This window comes from Mycoplasmopsis citelli, from assembly GCF_900660645.1.
Classification (GTDB): Bacteria; Bacillota_I; Bacilli_A; order Mycoplasmatales; family Metamycoplasmataceae; genus Mycoplasmopsis; species Mycoplasmopsis citelli.
On sequence record NZ_LR215036.1, the window covers coordinates 197,418 to 213,907 of the forward strand.

Annotated in this window: 8 protein-coding genes; 7 read left to right on the forward strand and 1 reads right to left on the reverse strand. The window is 28.9% G+C overall.

From position 1 onward, the window contains the following. The first annotated feature begins 310 nt into the window (after positions 1-310). From EXC58_RS00685 to EXC58_RS00705, 5 genes are all read left to right on the forward strand, one after another. A complete protein-coding gene (locus tag EXC58_RS00685) occupies positions 311-3,976 on the forward strand; it encodes a hypothetical protein (RefSeq protein WP_129725149.1) in 3,666 nt (1,221 codons plus the stop codon). Between the two features lie 80 nt (positions 3,977-4,056). Then, the gene (locus EXC58_RS00690; protein WP_129725150.1) at positions 4,057-6,042 is read left to right on the forward strand and encodes a transglutaminase-like domain-containing protein; all 1,986 of its coding nucleotides are present in this window, start codon (positions 4,057-4,059) and stop codon (positions 6,040-6,042) included. 137 nt (positions 6,043-6,179) lie between these two features. Continuing rightward, positions 6,180-9,002 (forward strand): preprotein translocase subunit SecA, encoded by a 2,823-nt coding sequence (secA, locus tag EXC58_RS00695; RefSeq protein WP_129725151.1) that lies wholly within the window; start codon positions 6,180-6,182, stop codon positions 9,000-9,002. 163 nt (positions 9,003-9,165) lie between these two features. Then, positions 9,166-10,782, forward strand: coding sequence for an ABC-F family ATP-binding cassette domain-containing protein (locus tag EXC58_RS00700; RefSeq protein WP_129725152.1), 1,617 nt, complete (start codon positions 9,166-9,168; stop codon positions 10,780-10,782). After that, positions 10,782-11,459, forward strand: a complete 678-nt coding sequence (locus EXC58_RS00705; protein ID WP_129725153.1) for a 16S rRNA (uracil(1498)-N(3))-methyltransferase — start codon at positions 10,782-10,784, stop codon at positions 11,457-11,459. Before EXC58_RS00700 ends, EXC58_RS00705 begins: the two co-directional genes overlap by 1 nt. Before the next feature lie 50 nt (positions 11,460-11,509). Here the strand turns inward: EXC58_RS00705 and EXC58_RS00710 are convergent, their stop codons facing one another. Then, entirely contained in the window at positions 11,510-12,469 is a 960-nt protein-coding gene (locus EXC58_RS00710) for a LacI family DNA-binding transcriptional regulator (RefSeq protein ID WP_129725154.1), read from the reverse strand. 283 nt (positions 12,470-12,752) lie between these two features. On the opposite strand from EXC58_RS00710, the gene lepA reads away from it, so the two are divergent. Both lepA and EXC58_RS00720 read left to right on the forward strand, forming a co-directional pair. After that, complete coding sequence (gene lepA / locus EXC58_RS00715; RefSeq protein WP_129725155.1) at positions 12,753-14,558, forward strand: translation elongation factor 4; 1,806 nt, start codon at positions 12,753-12,755, stop codon at positions 14,556-14,558. Between the two features lie 10 nt (positions 14,559-14,568). Continuing rightward, positions 14,569-16,467 (forward strand): M13-type metalloendopeptidase, encoded by a 1,899-nt coding sequence (locus EXC58_RS00720; protein ID WP_129725156.1) that lies wholly within the window; start codon positions 14,569-14,571, stop codon positions 16,465-16,467. The last annotated feature ends 23 nt before the right edge of the window (positions 16,468-16,490 follow it).

The following is a 16,490-nucleotide window of genomic DNA, read 5'->3' on the forward strand; positions in this document are numbered from 1 at the left end:
TAATAAATATTTATAAATAGTATACAAAAATACTTTTTAAGAACCAGAATTTAAAAAGTTTCAAAATCTTACTTATATTAAAATAGATTAACATATATCCATTAACTAATATTTTTAATGTTTTAAAAAAGACAATTCTTATGATTTGTCCATTTTTAGTATTTAAATGAGCATATTTTTATTATCTATTATGAAGCAAAGAAAGATCTTAAGCCTACATTTTAATTGATCTTTAAAAGCTTTTTTAAGAAATAATTTTGCAATTTAAAGTGCAAGATTAAATAAATAAATAAATATACAAAGGAACAATATGAAAGCAAATACTAAAAAATTTCTACTTATTGGAACTCCAACAGTTACTGCATTAGGTATAGGATTTGTTGGTGGCTTTTTATCCGGAGCTATTCCTTATAAATCACAAGTTTCATTACTTCAAAAACAATTAAATCAAGTTAATTTAGAACTGCAAAAATATAAAGATCAAAATAAAGATGATAAATTAAAACTACAACTCCTTCAATCTGAAAAAACACGTTTAGAATTATTAGTTTCAGATTTGCAAGGATCATCAGTTAACAAAGATGATTTTTCTGAAGTATTAAAAGCATTTAAGAATGAACTTAAAGATGGAAAAAGAACCCAAGATATTATCGCTAATGTAGGATATAAAGAATTTAAAGCTTCAATTTTAGATTTTGAAAAATCCTTAGCATCTAGAATTTTGAAGCTTAGTTCGATGTTAAATCAAGCATTAAAAGATAATTCAAATTTAACCCCTGGAACTAAAGAAGAACTCAAAAAATCAATTGCTAAAGCTCAAGAGCTTCTTGAATTAGTTAACAAAAGTGGTTTTAAAAATTTAAAAGATGCGGTAAATGCTTTTGATAATTTATCTAAAGCCCAAAAAATTTACTTTGCTCAATTAAATAATAGTATTGATTTAATGAATAATCAAATCTCACAACATGAGCAACAAACAAATGCTTTACAAACTCAAATTACCAATCGCGATGGAAAAATCAAAGAATTAGCTCAAAAACTAATTCAAACATTAAGTTTTTACTTAAAATTAATTTCACAATTTAAAGAAACTTTAAATGATTTTAATAAATTAAATTTAGAGCAAATTAATCCAACTAAAGCTCAAGAAATTAAAGCTAAAGTTCTTCAAACTTTAGAACGTTTAACTATTAAGGAAAATGTTTTTAATGAACTATTTAATAAAATGAATTCATCCTTAGAACAAGCACAAGCAAAAAATGATTATTCTGATATTTTTAGCTATGATGCTGTGAATGTTTCAAATTCTTTTGAAGAAATTGTTAGAGACTATGAATTTATCCGTAGTGCTGTTATTCCGCTTTATGCTAGCGAAAATCAAGATAAAACACTACAAATTATGACTCAACAAAAACAAATTCAAGCCCTTAAAAATCAATCTGAAAGTTTACAAACCCAAGTTGATAATTTAGCCAAAACAAAAACAACTTTAGAAGCTAATATTGTTGCAATTAAAAATGATTTAAAAAATAACTTAGGTTCAATGCTTAATAATCAAATTACATCCTTAAACGGGATTGAAAGCTCTATTAGATCCTCAAATACTAATGATGCTACTAACTTAGCTGATCGTTTAAAGATTCAAATTACTGCTTTAGAAAATCTTAAAAATCAATACACAGCTGATAATTACACCGAAACCTTTGCTCCAACAATTAATCAAGCACTTACATCAGCTCAAGAAGTTATCGAAGAATATAAACGCAGTGTTTTAGATAAGCTTAAATCTGAATATCAAAGTACTTTAGAAAATTTAACTAACACTAAGAAAGAACTTACTACTACAAAATCTGATTTAGGTCTAAAAAACCAAGAACTTCAAAATATCCAAAGTTCTTTAACAGCAGTTCAAGCAGAACTAGCTAAAAACAAAGAGAATTTACAAAAAACTCAAGATGATTTAGCTTCGGCTCAAAATTCTCTTAATTCTTTAAATAATCAAATCGCTACTAACAAAACTACTGCTCGTACTACTTATAATGCTTTTAAAGATGTATATGATAATCTTAAAGCTAAAGCAACTACTTTACTTGGAGTAGTTCAAAGTGATGTGGATTTAACAACTTTACAAAATCAACTTGCTCAAAGTATTCCAAACTTTGATGAAGATGCTACTTTAGACCAAATGCAAGCAAGCATTAAAGAATTAATTGATTTTTCAACATCGCTTAATAATGCTTATGGTGATGTTTTACAAAAAGATTACGATTCTCAAGCTCAAAAACAAACTCAAACCATTGCTTCATTGCAAACATCAAAAGAACAAATCCAAAGAGAATTAAATTCTTTAAATTCTGAACTAGCTAACAACAAAACCAAAGCCAAAAGTTCTTATGAGGCTGTTAAAACTGTCTATGATACCCTTAAAAGTAAAGCTCAAAACTTTCTTAGTCAATTAGATAATAGTGTTAATAGTGATAAGTTAAACCAAGAATTAGCAAAACCAATTGTAACTTTTGATGAAAACGCTAATTTAGAAGAACAACAAGCAAGCATTAAAGAATTAATTGAATCTTCTACAACTCTTAATGATGCTTACAGAAATACCTTACAACAAGATTATGATGCTAAGGCCCAAAAACAATCTCAAACCATCACAACATTACAATCATCAAAACAGCAATTTGAAAGAGAATTAAATTCTTTAAATGAAAAACAAGCTCAATTTAAGAATGCTTTAACCACTAATTTAACCCAAGCTCAGCAAGAGTACAATCAACGTAAAACATCAGCTCAAAGTGTAATAAATCAAGCAAAAGCACTATCATTAAATACTTCAACTCTTAAGAGTTTAATTGATAAAGCTCGGTTGTCTACAAGTTCAGATAATGTAGATGAGCAAATTAATTTATTAAATGAATACTCACAAAGAATTGATCAATTAACTCAAGAAATTTTTAAATTACAGGAGCAAATTATTGCTAAAAACCAACAAAAATATCAAAACACTCAAAATCAATTAACAACAACAAACAATAACTTAAAAACTATTACTTCAAATTTTAATGCCTTAAATGTTCAAAAATCATCACTTGAACAACAACTATCTTCAAAACAAAATCAATACCAAAATTCACTCTCTAGAATAAATAATTTAAATTCAGAAATTTTATCTCTTAATAACCGAATAAATTCTTTAAATACTGAAAATAAAAATCTGCAAAATGCTCAAAATTCTTTAATTTCCACTCAAGCAGATTTAATTCGAACTAAAAATCAATTAGATGCAGCAAAACTCGAAATATCAAAACTCATACAACAAATAGCTGAAAACGCAGGAGATTTTGTAAAATATAAAGATTTAATCTTAAATTCAGATGTAATTAAAAAAGCAACTAAATTAGTTTCTAACGCAAACATATATGTTGGCTCAAGATTCCCCATTCATTCTGGAGTGGAAAATCACATAAAAACAGCATATAGCTCTAATGAAGATCAAAAAGAATACGACACTACCTTTTATAAGTTTAATCCTAATAATTCATATCAAAAAACAATTTCTGTTATTAATAAAATTGTTATTAAACCAGAATTTCCTCATTCATGGGACCCAGAATATGCCCCAAACAAAAAATATAAATTTAAAGTTTCTTATATTGATATTAGCGAAACAGATGATGCAAAAAAACTAAAAGATAAGGAAATAGAATTAAGCACTCTTGATATTGATGATATCACCATTTCCCCAAAACTATTCCTTTTATCTTCAACCACAAAATATGCTTCAAATGGTTCAGCAACCATCCAAGAGTTTATTTTTCCTTCAAAATATAGTTATGATGGTAATCTTGAATTTAGTAATGTAGTTGTTGTTTGATATAAAGAATCAACCAGCACATCAATAGGTGGCGTAGATTATAGAAATATTAAAGTATCTGCGATAACTCCTGTGGTTGGTGTTGAAAAAATTAATTAAAATTAAGCATCACTCCTTTTATAAGAGCGATGTTTTTGTAATTTTAAATAGCTAAACTAATTAGCGTTATAATAATTAATATGAATATTAAAAAAGTTTTTAACAACAAAAAAGTAAAATTATCATCAATTTTGATAAGTAGTTTAGCTTTAATATCTTTTGTTTTAATACCGATTTTTATTTTTCTTAACCCAAACCAAAAATATAATTTATCACCAACCCAACAGAATTATTTGAAATACATTAAAACTAACCTTAATAATATTGTTAAAACAAGCAAAAATCTTCCAGTTTCAGAAGAATTTTTAAAAAATCTAAATGATCAATATAATAAAGTCAATAAAGTAAAAACATCTTCTGATTATTGAAAAATTTTTTGAGAAAATTGAGGGTTATTTTTTAAAAATTACGATTTTTGAAAACAAGCATTTGAAAATAAATCTGAATTAGTTGTATCTCAAGAAGATAAACAAATGTGAAACAAACTTTTTTTTGAAAAATCTAAGAGTATTTTCATGCCTGGACTTAATAAAAAAATAGAAACCTGGAACTACAACAAAGATTTTTATATCTATAAAATAAAAGAACAAATTAAGTTATATGAAAAATACTCATATTATCTTCAACCTTTAGAACGTTTGCAAAAACTTTTAAATTATTATCAAAACAACTATGAAGAATATGTTAGTTTACAATGAGGAATTGATAAAGATGGAAAATTTTCTCTAGACTCTAGTAAGTACTATAGTGGAAATTATCAAAAAATTAAAATTAATGATGAATACATTAAAAACTGATTAAAATACTACCAAAGATGGAATTGAGTTTTTGTAAAACCAGAAGATCAAATTTCTAAAATTGAAGACAAAGATATTAAAGCTTTACAAATTGATGAAAAATTTAAAAACAATAAAATAATTGGCGATTATATAAAAAGGCAAATTAACTTTGCTCCAGATGATTATCATGATCTTTGAACTATAAACCCACAGCATCCAGAAAAAGTAAATATAAATGACGTTAAAAAGCAAGACCCTGTATATTTGTATCCAAAATACAAAAACATCCAAACCAAAACAGTTGAAGAAATTAACAAATTAAATTCGAAATTTACAAATTTTCAAATTACCGATTTTAATTTAATGAATAAAAAAATAATCGACAAAGAATACGAATTTTTTGACCAAAGTGTTATTAAAAACTTTAACTATGAAAAATTTTTTAAATACCAAAATTTTGTAGAAATATCAAAAAACGGAGCATTTGGTTCTGATTCTGCCTTTAATTCTTATAATAATTTATTGTGAAATGACCCTAACTTATTTTCAGATGCTCATTACCGCTCCTTTTATTCAGAACTAATAAATCCTGTTCATAGAAGAACAAAAAAAGAAGGTAATGATTATCTATTGGACAACACAACCTCATTAACTGACGAAGAAATTAAACAAGGTAAAAGCACTATTAAAGATGCTCATTGAATTAATCCAATTTCTGAATACAAAAGATGATTTAATCATTGAAAAGAAGTTTTGCCAAATGTCATCAACAAAAATTGAGAAACCAAAACCAAAATTAAAGCTGTTGCTTATTATATTGCAACTAATTCTTTATATTTGTTCCCTATAAAAAAACAATTTAACTACAATGGATATGGATTTTATAATCCGGCTCAAATTTTTACTAATGACCCTGAAATTCAGTGTGTAGGATATTCGATGAATCTAGCCGCTGCCCTAACAATTTTAAACATTCCAGTTCGAATTTTATCTGGTCCTGTTGTAGGAACTCCAACTGCAACATTTGCAGAGGGTGGACACGCTTGAAATGAAGTGTATGTTGATGGAAGATGAAAGGTTATTGATTTAACCAATTGAGATTTAAATGAAAAAACATTTGATAATAAAATTACTTATGAACTTAAAGATGATGAAGATTTATTCTTAGAACGCAATTCAGAGTGGATGAACCAATTAAAACTTGATATTAGTTCATATCAAACCACTTTAATGTTTTTCAAAAACCCTAAAGAATATGAATATATAGGCCTTCCTGATAGTATTTAAAACCAAAATTATATCTAAACAATAATTAATTTTTTAGGTTATTAAATAAACAAACTTTTTATTTAAAAGTTTGTTTATTTAACACCTTAATACAGGCAATGTAAAATAAAAATAATTAAGTATAATATAAAGAAACTATGAAATCTGTTAGAGAATTATTTGATTTTAAAACCACCGAAATGCGTATTGCTCAGCGAGCATTAAAAGAAATTAATAAACTTGAAAAAAATGTTAGCAAATTAAGTGATGCTGAACTTAAAGAAACTACCAATATTTTTAAAAGTATGCTTGCTGAAGGCTATACTTTAGAGCAAATTCGTAGCGATGTATTTGCCGTTGCTCGCGAAGCAACTAAACGAGTACTTGGGAAACGACCTTATGATGTGCAAATGTTAGGTGGAATTTTACTTGATTTAGGATCAGTAGCAGAAATGAAAACTGGAGAAGGAAAAACCATTACTTCCATAGCTCCAGTGTATTTAAATGCGCTTTTAGGTAAAGGAGCCATTGTTTCAACAGTTAATGAGTACCTTAGTGAGCGGGACGCTAAAGAGATGGGAGAAGTGTTTAATTTCTTAGGTTTAAGTGTAGGAATAAATAAAGCTCAAATGAATCCTAATGAAAAGCGTAAAGCTTATGCTGCTGATATTACTTATTCGGTACATTCAGAACTTGGATTTGATTATCTGCGTGATAATATGGTCGAAAATATGAACGAAAAAGTCCAAAGGGGATTACATTTTTGTTTAGTTGATGAAGTGGATTCAATTTTAATTGATGAAGCCAAAACACCACTAATTATTTCCGGAGGACAAACTCAAGATTCTTCGGCATATTTTTTTGCTGATCAATTTGTACGAACTTTAGCCAAAGAAGATTATTTAATTGATGAGGAATCTAAAGCCATTACTTTGACACACTCTGGAATAGCTAAAGCCAATAAATTTTTTAATGTTGAAAGTATTTATCATATTGAAAATTCTGAAACAGTTCATTTAGTTCAAAACGCTTTACGAGCTCATAAAATTATGCGTAATAATGTCGAATATATTGTCCGTGAAGGTAAAATTGAACTTGTTGATGGATTTACTGGAAGAATTATGGAAGGTCGTAGTTATTCTGAAGGATTGCAACAAGCAATCCAGGCTAAAGAAATGGTCGAAGTTGAGCCGGAAACCCAAACTTTAGCTACTATTACTTACCAAAACTTTTTCAGAATGTTTAGTAAATTATGTGGGATGACTGGAACTGGTAAAACTGAAGAGCAAGAATTTATCGATATTTATAATATGCGGGTAAATGTCGTTCCAACTAATAAACCAGTAATTCGAATTGATGAACCTGATGCCATTTTTGCTTCATATGAAGATAAATGAAATGCCGTTACAGAAAAAGTGGCTCAATTATACACCAAAGGTCAGCCAGTATTAATTGGAACTGCTCAAATTGAAGATTCTGAAGAATTGCACAAACACTTACTTAAAGCTGGAATTCCTCATACAGTTTTAAATGCCAAACAAAATGCCTCTGAAGCTGAAATTATTTCTCATGCTGGTCAAGTTAAAGCCGTTACAATTGCTACTAACATGGCTGGAAGAGGAACTGACATTAAACCTTCTCCTGAAGCTCTTGCTCTGGGTGGATTATATGTAATTGGAACTGATAAAGCCGAATCACGTCGCATTGATAACCAACTTAGGGGTCGTTCAGGGCGTCAAGGCGATATTGGAACAAGTAAGTTTTATATTTCAATTGATGATCCTTTAATGCAACGTTTTTCAAATTATGATTCTTTTAAAGAAGCTTATTCAGATTCACACGGGAAAGAAGTGACTAATAAAAACTTGCGTTTTGCATTTAATCATGCTCAAAAGAAAATTGAAGGATTTAATTATGATTCAAGAAAATCAGTCCTTAATTATGATGATGTTATTCGCCAACAAAGGGATTTAATTTACTCTCAAAGAGATTTGATTTTAGATGCTGTTGATCCTAAATTTATCATTGAAAAAATGATTAAGCATACTACTAATTCCATTGTTAATTTTCCCGCCTATAAAGGAAAGCATTCATATAATTACAATGAATTAGTTGATTTTTTAAATAAAAATATTGGTTCATTAATTGCTTTTAATTTTTCGCTTAAAAAAATTAGTCGTATCTATGAAAAAGATCTTCCTGAGTATATTTCTAATGTCATTATTCAAGCTTATGATAAATGACGAGCAAATGCTCTAAAATCGTATTTAGAGCAAGAAATTTTCCAAATTGAAAAACAAATTATTTTATCGACTTTAGATCAAAAGTGAAAACGCCACATAAATCGAATGGAAAAGTTACGTTCAAATGTCAATTTGGTTCAATATTCGCAAAAAAATCCATATCAAATTTATACCCAAGAAGGAACTAGAATGTTTGAAGATATGGTTGAAAATATTGCATTTGATGTTATGTTGCAAATTTTTTCAAACCGTCTTGGAGCTCATTCGCTAATTACTCGTGAAATGGAAGAAGATCCAATTTTCCAAGAAATTTATCAATCATTTACTAATAATGATTTAAGTAAATCTCCAGCTGAACGTGAACAAGAAATTATTGAAGTTTATAAAAGCGTTAAAGCTCGTATGGAAGAAATTACTGCTAGCTTAAGTATGCATGATTATAACCCTACTCCACAAGAGCCTCTTCAAGTTAATCAATCTTTAGATGATACTGAAACTATAGAAGAAATTAAAACTCTAGAACACACTGAAAATGATTTTGTTCTTGAAAACAACCAAGAAAACAAAGGTCCATTTAATATTTTTGATCAAGAAAGTTTTTTACCATTTGAAAATTTTGAGCAAAATGCTGATTTAACCGAAAATTCTGTAAATAAGGAAATTTCACAAGATAACAATCAAGAAAGCATAGATAATTTTACTGAGAAAAATCAAGATAATTTAGATGCTAACAATTAATAATATTTTTTAATGAGTTATGTTACAATTTTTTTGAGCCGATATCGAGTTTTGAATATTTCAAAATTAGTGTCAAATAAGTCTGATGTTTCAGACTTTTTCTTTACATTTTAAGGACATTTTAATATAATAAAAGGTAATTAGGTTTAAGGAGATAAAAAATATGTTAGAAGTACAAAATTTAAGCAAGATTTTTAGTGATAAGAAACTTTTTGAAGGAGTAAATTTAAAATTTACTGAAGGCAATACTTATGGAATAATTGGAGCTAATGGAGCTGGAAAGTCAACTTTTTTAAAAATTCTTTCAGGTCAAGTTGAACCAACTAGTGGAAACGTAGTTATTGAAAAAAACAAGCGAATTTCGGTGCTTTCTCAAGATCACAACGCTTATGATAATTTAATTGTAACTGAAGTAGTAATTATGGGAAATACCCAACTGTATGCAATAAAAGAACAAAAAGATCAAATTTACGCCAATCCTGAAGCAACCATGCAAGATTATGAAAAAGCAGCAGAACTTGAAGAAAAATTCGGTGAATTAGGCGGTTGAACAGCTGAAAATGATGCTCAAGAATTATTATCAAATTTAAGCATACCTAAAGATAAATGATACGTTCAAATGAAAGATCTAACTGCTAATCAAAAAATTAAAGTTTTATTAGCTAAAGCTCTTTTTGGAAATCCAGATATTTTAATTATGGATGAACCAACTAACCATTTAGATTTACGTAGTATTAAGTGGCTTGAAAATTTTCTAATTGAATACAATAATGTGGTTATTGTTGTTTCTCACGATAGTGATTTTCTTGATTCAATTTGTACTCATATAGTTGATATTGATTTTAATGAAGCTAAAATTTATACCGGAAATTATTCATTTTGAAAACAATCATCAGAGCTTGCTCGCGAAATGATGAAACAATCAAACCTTAAAAAAGAAGCTCAAATTGAAAAACTTAAGGACTTTATTGCTCGTTTTAGTGCTAATGCTTCTAAATCTCGTCAAGCTACCTCACGGAAAAAATCCCTTGAAAAAATTCAACTTGATGAAATTAAACCTTCAAATCGTAAATATCCATATGTTCGATGAGAGATGAATCGCGATCACGGGAAACAAATCTTAACTGTAGAAAATCTCACTTACACTAACGAAAATGGAGAAACATTATTTGAAAATCTTAATTTTACTTTAACACCAGGAGAAAAAATGGTCGTTATTGGAGAAGATGATATCGCTAAAACCAAGCTTTTAGCAATTCTTGCTGGAGAGCTTCAACCTACTAGCGGAAAAGTTGAATGAGGACAAACAATTAAAACTAGTTATTTCCCAAATGATAATGCCAAATATTTTGATAGCGATATGAACATTTTAGAATGAATTTCAAAATGACCACTTGAAAATACCTTAGAAGAAAATAAAGATGTATCTGATTCACGTATGCGAGGATTTTTGGGAAGAATGCTTTTTTCTGCTGATTCAGTATTTAAAAAAGTCAACGTAACTAGCGGGGGAGAAAAAGCTCGTTTAATGTTTTCTCGAATGATGCTTTTAGAAAGTAATTTTATCATCTTAGATCAACCTTTAGACCACTTAGATACCGAAAGCATCGATTCAGTTATTGAAGGAGTAAAACAATATCGCGGAGGAGCAGTATTTACCACTTATAATCGTGCTTTTGTTAACCAATGTGCTGATGTTATTTTAGAGCTAAAAAATCCTCAAGAAAGTTTTTTATTTAGAGGAACATTAGAAGAATACGAAAAAGCAATGGAGTATTAGTGAATCGCTTTTTTGTTAACCAAAAAATAAATAATACCTTCATTTTACCCAAGGAAACGCTTAAACACTTACAAGTGATTCGAGGGCAAAATAAGCAATTTATTTGTGTTTATGATCAAGAATTTTATTTATGTATTTTAGAAAATAATGTTGCTAAAATTCTTCAAAAAATAGAGGAAAATCATGAATTGCCTTTTGAAGTGGTTTTAGCTATTTCGGTTATTAAACTTGAACGCTTTGAATGAATCTTACAAAAAGCTACTGAACTTGGAGTTTCAAAAATTATTCCAGTTCATAGTACTTATTGTGATGGGGATTTGATTAAATATAAATTTAACAAAAAAATCCAGCGTTTTGAAAGTATTATTCAAAATGCAGCTGAACAATCTTTTCGCAATAAAATCCCGATTTTAGAAAAAATTCACACTTTTGAAGAAGCGCTTCAATATCCAATTGAAAGTAAATATTTAGCTCATGAAAAGATCAACCTTTCAAAAACACTTGCAAATCAAATAAATGATGCATGCATGTTTTTTGTTGGGCCTGAAGGTGGATTTTCAAACCAAGAAATAATTCAAGCACAGGCTCAAAATGTGGAAATTATATCTTTAGGTAGTCGAATTATGCGAGCCGAAACTGCTGCAATATATTTGCTTTCACAAGTAAAAATGTATTAAAAAACCATTTTTCAAATTAAAAGAAAAATGGTTTTTTATATTCAAATAATTTAAGTAATAATACGTGCTTTGATAAATTTACTTTGAACTTTTCTATCTACTGAATGAAGAATTAGCATTTTCTCAATTTCAATTCCTATTGATGGAAAATCAATGAAAATTTTTGCTTTATAATTTTTGATACGATCATAAATAGATTGATATCCAATATCTGTTAAGCGTAAATCGGGAATTCCTTGAACAGTTAATGAAATATATGATTCGTGAGTTGAACACACCACATTAGAAATTTCTTTATTGCGGGTTAAGTTAACAAATGTTTTAATGGTATTGGAATTACCAAAAGACACTTCAGTTTTTTCGTAATTAATCCCTCTTTCTTTACATGCACGTTCAAACCCTGCAAAACGGTCCTTTTTTTGGATTGGATAAAGCTTTGAATCTTCTAAAAAGAGCATTTGTGCTTGGGCTTTTTCTGAAGGTCGCAAGCTATCAATTAGCGATAAAGTTAGCTCGTAAAAAGCGTTGGTTTCATCAACTTTAATCCAACTCAATCCGCTAACTTGATGATCATAAATCACTATTGAGACATCACCAATGGTTTTTAAAAAATCAAACAAATTATCATCCCGATCGGGATTAAAAATTACCATCGCAGTAGGTCTTCATGATAAAATATAACGCACAGTTTCGATATATTCTTCAGTGCTTTTTCCAGTAAAAGTTATAGTAACCTTGCGATTGTTTTTTTTGCAAGCAGCGACAATTCCATTAACAATTGAAAAGTAAATATTTTGAGTTCATTCAGGCATAATAATAAAAATTGAATGATCTCGTCCACGAATTAATCTAGCTCCATGGTTAGGATAATATTTATGTGTTTTAACTACTTCTTCAATTTTCTTTTTAGTTTTATCTGATACATAACCATCGTTGTAGTATCTTGAAATAGTTGAAATTGACACTCCGGCTTTTTTGGAAATATCTTTATATGAAATCTGTTTACTCATACTAGGTATATTATATATGAAATAAATTAATGTGGAAATTTCCACATTTTCTTGAGCAAAGAAAAACCTTCTATACAGAAGGTTTTTGCATTATTAACGTGAAAGGGCCCTAAATAACTAGCCAAGCAGCGATTTTTTCCAAATCTCATTCTTGTTTTTTCAAACAAGCACTGAAAATATTATAACACGTCTTTTTAGAAAAGTAAAAAATATTTTTAATCTTTTTTAAAGGTTTTGCTTTCTTAATACATTTAAAAAGTAAATTTAGTAAAATATAACTAATATGGATAAAAATAAGATCAAAAACTTTTCAATTATTGCCCACATTGATCATGGAAAAAGCACACTTGCTGATCGGATCTTAGAATTAACTAATACAGTAGCTAAGCGTGAATTAACAGCTCAATTTCTTGATTCAATGGAACTGGAAAAAGAACGAGGAATTACCATTAAACTTAATGCGGTGCAATTAAAATATAAAGATTATGTTTTTCATTTAATTGACACTCCTGGACATGTGGATTTTACCTATGAAGTTTCTCGTTCGTTAGCTGCTAGCGAAGGAGCCCTGCTACTAGTAGATGCAACCCAAGGAATTGAGGCTCAAACACTTGCTAATGTTTATTTAGCCCTTGAAAATAACTTAGAAATTATTCCAGTAATTAATAAAATTGACCTTCCAAGTGCTGATGTGGAACGAGTTAAACAAGAAATTGAAGATGTAATTGGAATTCCTACTGATAATGCTATTTTAGTTTCGGCTAAAACTGGAATGGGAGTTGATAATTTACTTGAAGCAATTGTGAAATATATCCCCTCTCCACAAAATGCTGATGATAATAAACCATTAAAAGCATTAATTTTTGATAGTTATTTTGATCCATATCGAGGGGTAGTTCTATTAATTAGAATCTTTGAAGGAATGCTTAAAGTGGGAGATAAATTTAAATTTATGTCTCATAACACCAAAAGCGAATATCATGTAATTGATTTAGGAGTCCGGAATCCACACGAAAGCAAAAAAGAGGTTTTAAAAGCTGGAGAAGTTGGATGAGTTAGTGCAGCTATTCGAGATGCTAAAGAGGTTTCAGTTGGAGATACTATCACTTTAGTTGAAAACCCTACAAGCGAAGCTCTTCCAGGGTATAAAAAAATGAAACCGGTTGTTTTTACTGGATTTTATCCAATTGATACTCGTGATTACTCACAACTTAAAGAATCCCTTGAAAAAATTTCACTTTCAGATTCGTCAATTACTTGAGAACAAGAAACTTCTAAAGCACTTGGATTTGGATTTAGAGTCGGTTTTTTAGGGATGCTTCATATGGAAATACTCCAAGAACGTCTTGATAGGGAATATCAAGTAGGAATTATTGCCACTGCTCCTTCAGTTGAATATAAAGTTACTTTAACAAATGGAAATTATGAATTTATTTCCAATCCAACTTTACTTCCAGATCGTACTTTTATTGAGTATATTGAAGAACCTTATATTGAAGCAAGTATTTTTGTTCCAAACGAATATATTGGAAATGTTATGGAACTGTGTCAAAACCAACGAGGAATTTATAAAGCTTTAGAAGTTATTGATGAAAAGCGAACTCGAATTATTTATGATCTTCCACTCGCAGAAACAATTTTTAACTTTTTTGATCGCTTAAAAAGTTCCACCAAAGGATATGCATCTTTTGAATACGAATGACTCGGATATCGGGTAAGTGATTTAGTGAAAGTCGATATTTTGCTTAATGGTGATAAAGTAGATGCTTTTTCAATTATTACTCATCGCGATAAAGCTTATGAAGCAGCCCGTGAGTTAACTAAAAAACTTAAAGATGCCATTCCTCGCCAAAACTTTGAAGTTCCTGTTCAAGCAACAATTGGAGGAAAAATTATTGCTCGGGAAACGATTAAAGCTTTTCGAAAAGATGTTACCGCAAAACTTTATGGTGGAGATGTTACTCGAAGACAAAAGCTACTTAAAAAACAAAAAGAAGGTAAAAAACGAATGAAGAAACTTGGTTCAATTGAAGTACCCCAAGAAGCCTTTTTATCAATATTAAAAACCAATACTGAACCACAAAAATAGGAGATAAAAAATGAACAAAAATAATTTGAAAAACGATTTTTACGAATATGTTAATGCAGGATGATTTAAAAAAGCAAAAATTGCTCCTGATAAACCCTCAATTTCAGCTTTTGGAGAATTAGACAAACAACTAAAAAAACAATTAATTTCCCTAGCAGATCAACTAGCAATTCAAGAAAAACAATTAAAGGGACCACTTAGTGAATTTGCGAAGTTTTATAAAATGTTTAAAAACTATTCAATGCGTAATAAACTAGCAATGCAACCAGCAAAAGTACTTATTTCTGAAATTGAACAATTAAGTAGTTTTGAAGAATTGGCACAAAAATTAACCTCAAAACGTTCGCAATGAGAATATTTACCAATTAACTTGGATGTTGAAGATGACTTCGTAAATTCTTCAATTAAAGTTCTTTGAATGGGAGAACAATCAATTATTTTACCTTCAAAAGAATATTATGAAAAAGCAGATGCTAAAAAACACCTTAAAGTCTTTAAATCAATGAGTTTAAAGTTACTCAAAGCATATGGATATTCAGAAAATAAAGCTAATAAATTAATTAAATTAGCAGTTGAATTTGATAATTTAGTTAAAGATTATGTTCTTTCGTCACTACAAAAAGCTGATTATACTAGTTTATATAATGTCGTAAATTTAAGTGAACTTCAAAGTGTTTCAACATACTTTAATTTAGAAGCTTTAGCTAAAGAAATTGTCGGGGAAAATATTTCAAGCATTGTTGTAACTAATAAGAATTATGTGGAAAATTTAAATAAACTTTATAATCCACAAACTTTTCCAGGATATAAAGCAATGTTAATTATTAAAAACCTTATTAGTGCAAGTGCGTATTTAAGTGACGAGCTTAGAATTATTGCTACTGAATTAAGAAAATCAATTACAGGAATTGATCGAGCCATGAGCAATAAAAAATATGCTTTTGAAAAAGCAGAAAGTTTCTTTTCGAAACCATTGGGCTTAGCATATGCTCAAAAATACTTCGGTCCACAAGCTAAAGCAGATGTTGAAAGCATGATTGCTAAAATGATTGGAATTTACAAAGAACGCTTAAGCCAAAATACCTGATTGTCGCAAAAAACCAAGGAAAAGGCAATTTTAAAACTCTCAAAACTTGATGTAATGGTTGGATATCCAGAAAAAATTCGTCCTTATTATGAACTTTTTAAAGTAAAAACTTATAAAGAAAAATCAAACTTACTTGAAAATGTTTTAAACTTTAAAAAAATCATGCAACAATATCATGATTCATTATATTTAAAAAGCGAAGCTAAAGAATACTGAGAAATGTCTCCAGCGATGATTAATGCTTACTTTCACCCAATTAAAAATCATATTGTTTTTCCAGCAGCTATTTTACAAGCTCCATTTTATAATATTGCTCAAGGAGCTTCGAAAAATTATGGTGGAATTGGAGCAGTTATTGCTCATGAAATTTCACATGCTTTTGATAATAATGGTTCTCAGTTTGATGAAAACGGTTCATTAAATAATTGATGAACTGATGAAGATCGTGCTAAATTTGAACAACGAAAAGAACAAGTTATTGAACTTTTTGAAGGATTTGATACTGGAATGGGACTTGTAAATGGGAAATTGACTGTTTCAGAAAATATTGCTGATTTAGGTGGATTTCAATGTGCTTTAGAAGTCGCGTCGCAACAAAAAGATTTTAATGCTAAAGAATTTTTCGAAAACTGAGCTACTATTTGACGTAATAAAGCCAAACCTGAATATATGACATTATTACTTAAAACCGATGTTCACGCACCAGGAAAAGCTCGAGCAAATGTTCACTTAAAAAACTCAGATTTATTCCATGAAGTTTATCATATAACAAATAAAGATAACATGTATTTAGCTCCAGAAAAAAGAGTTAAAATCTGATAATTATAAATTTAGTAAAAACCCCA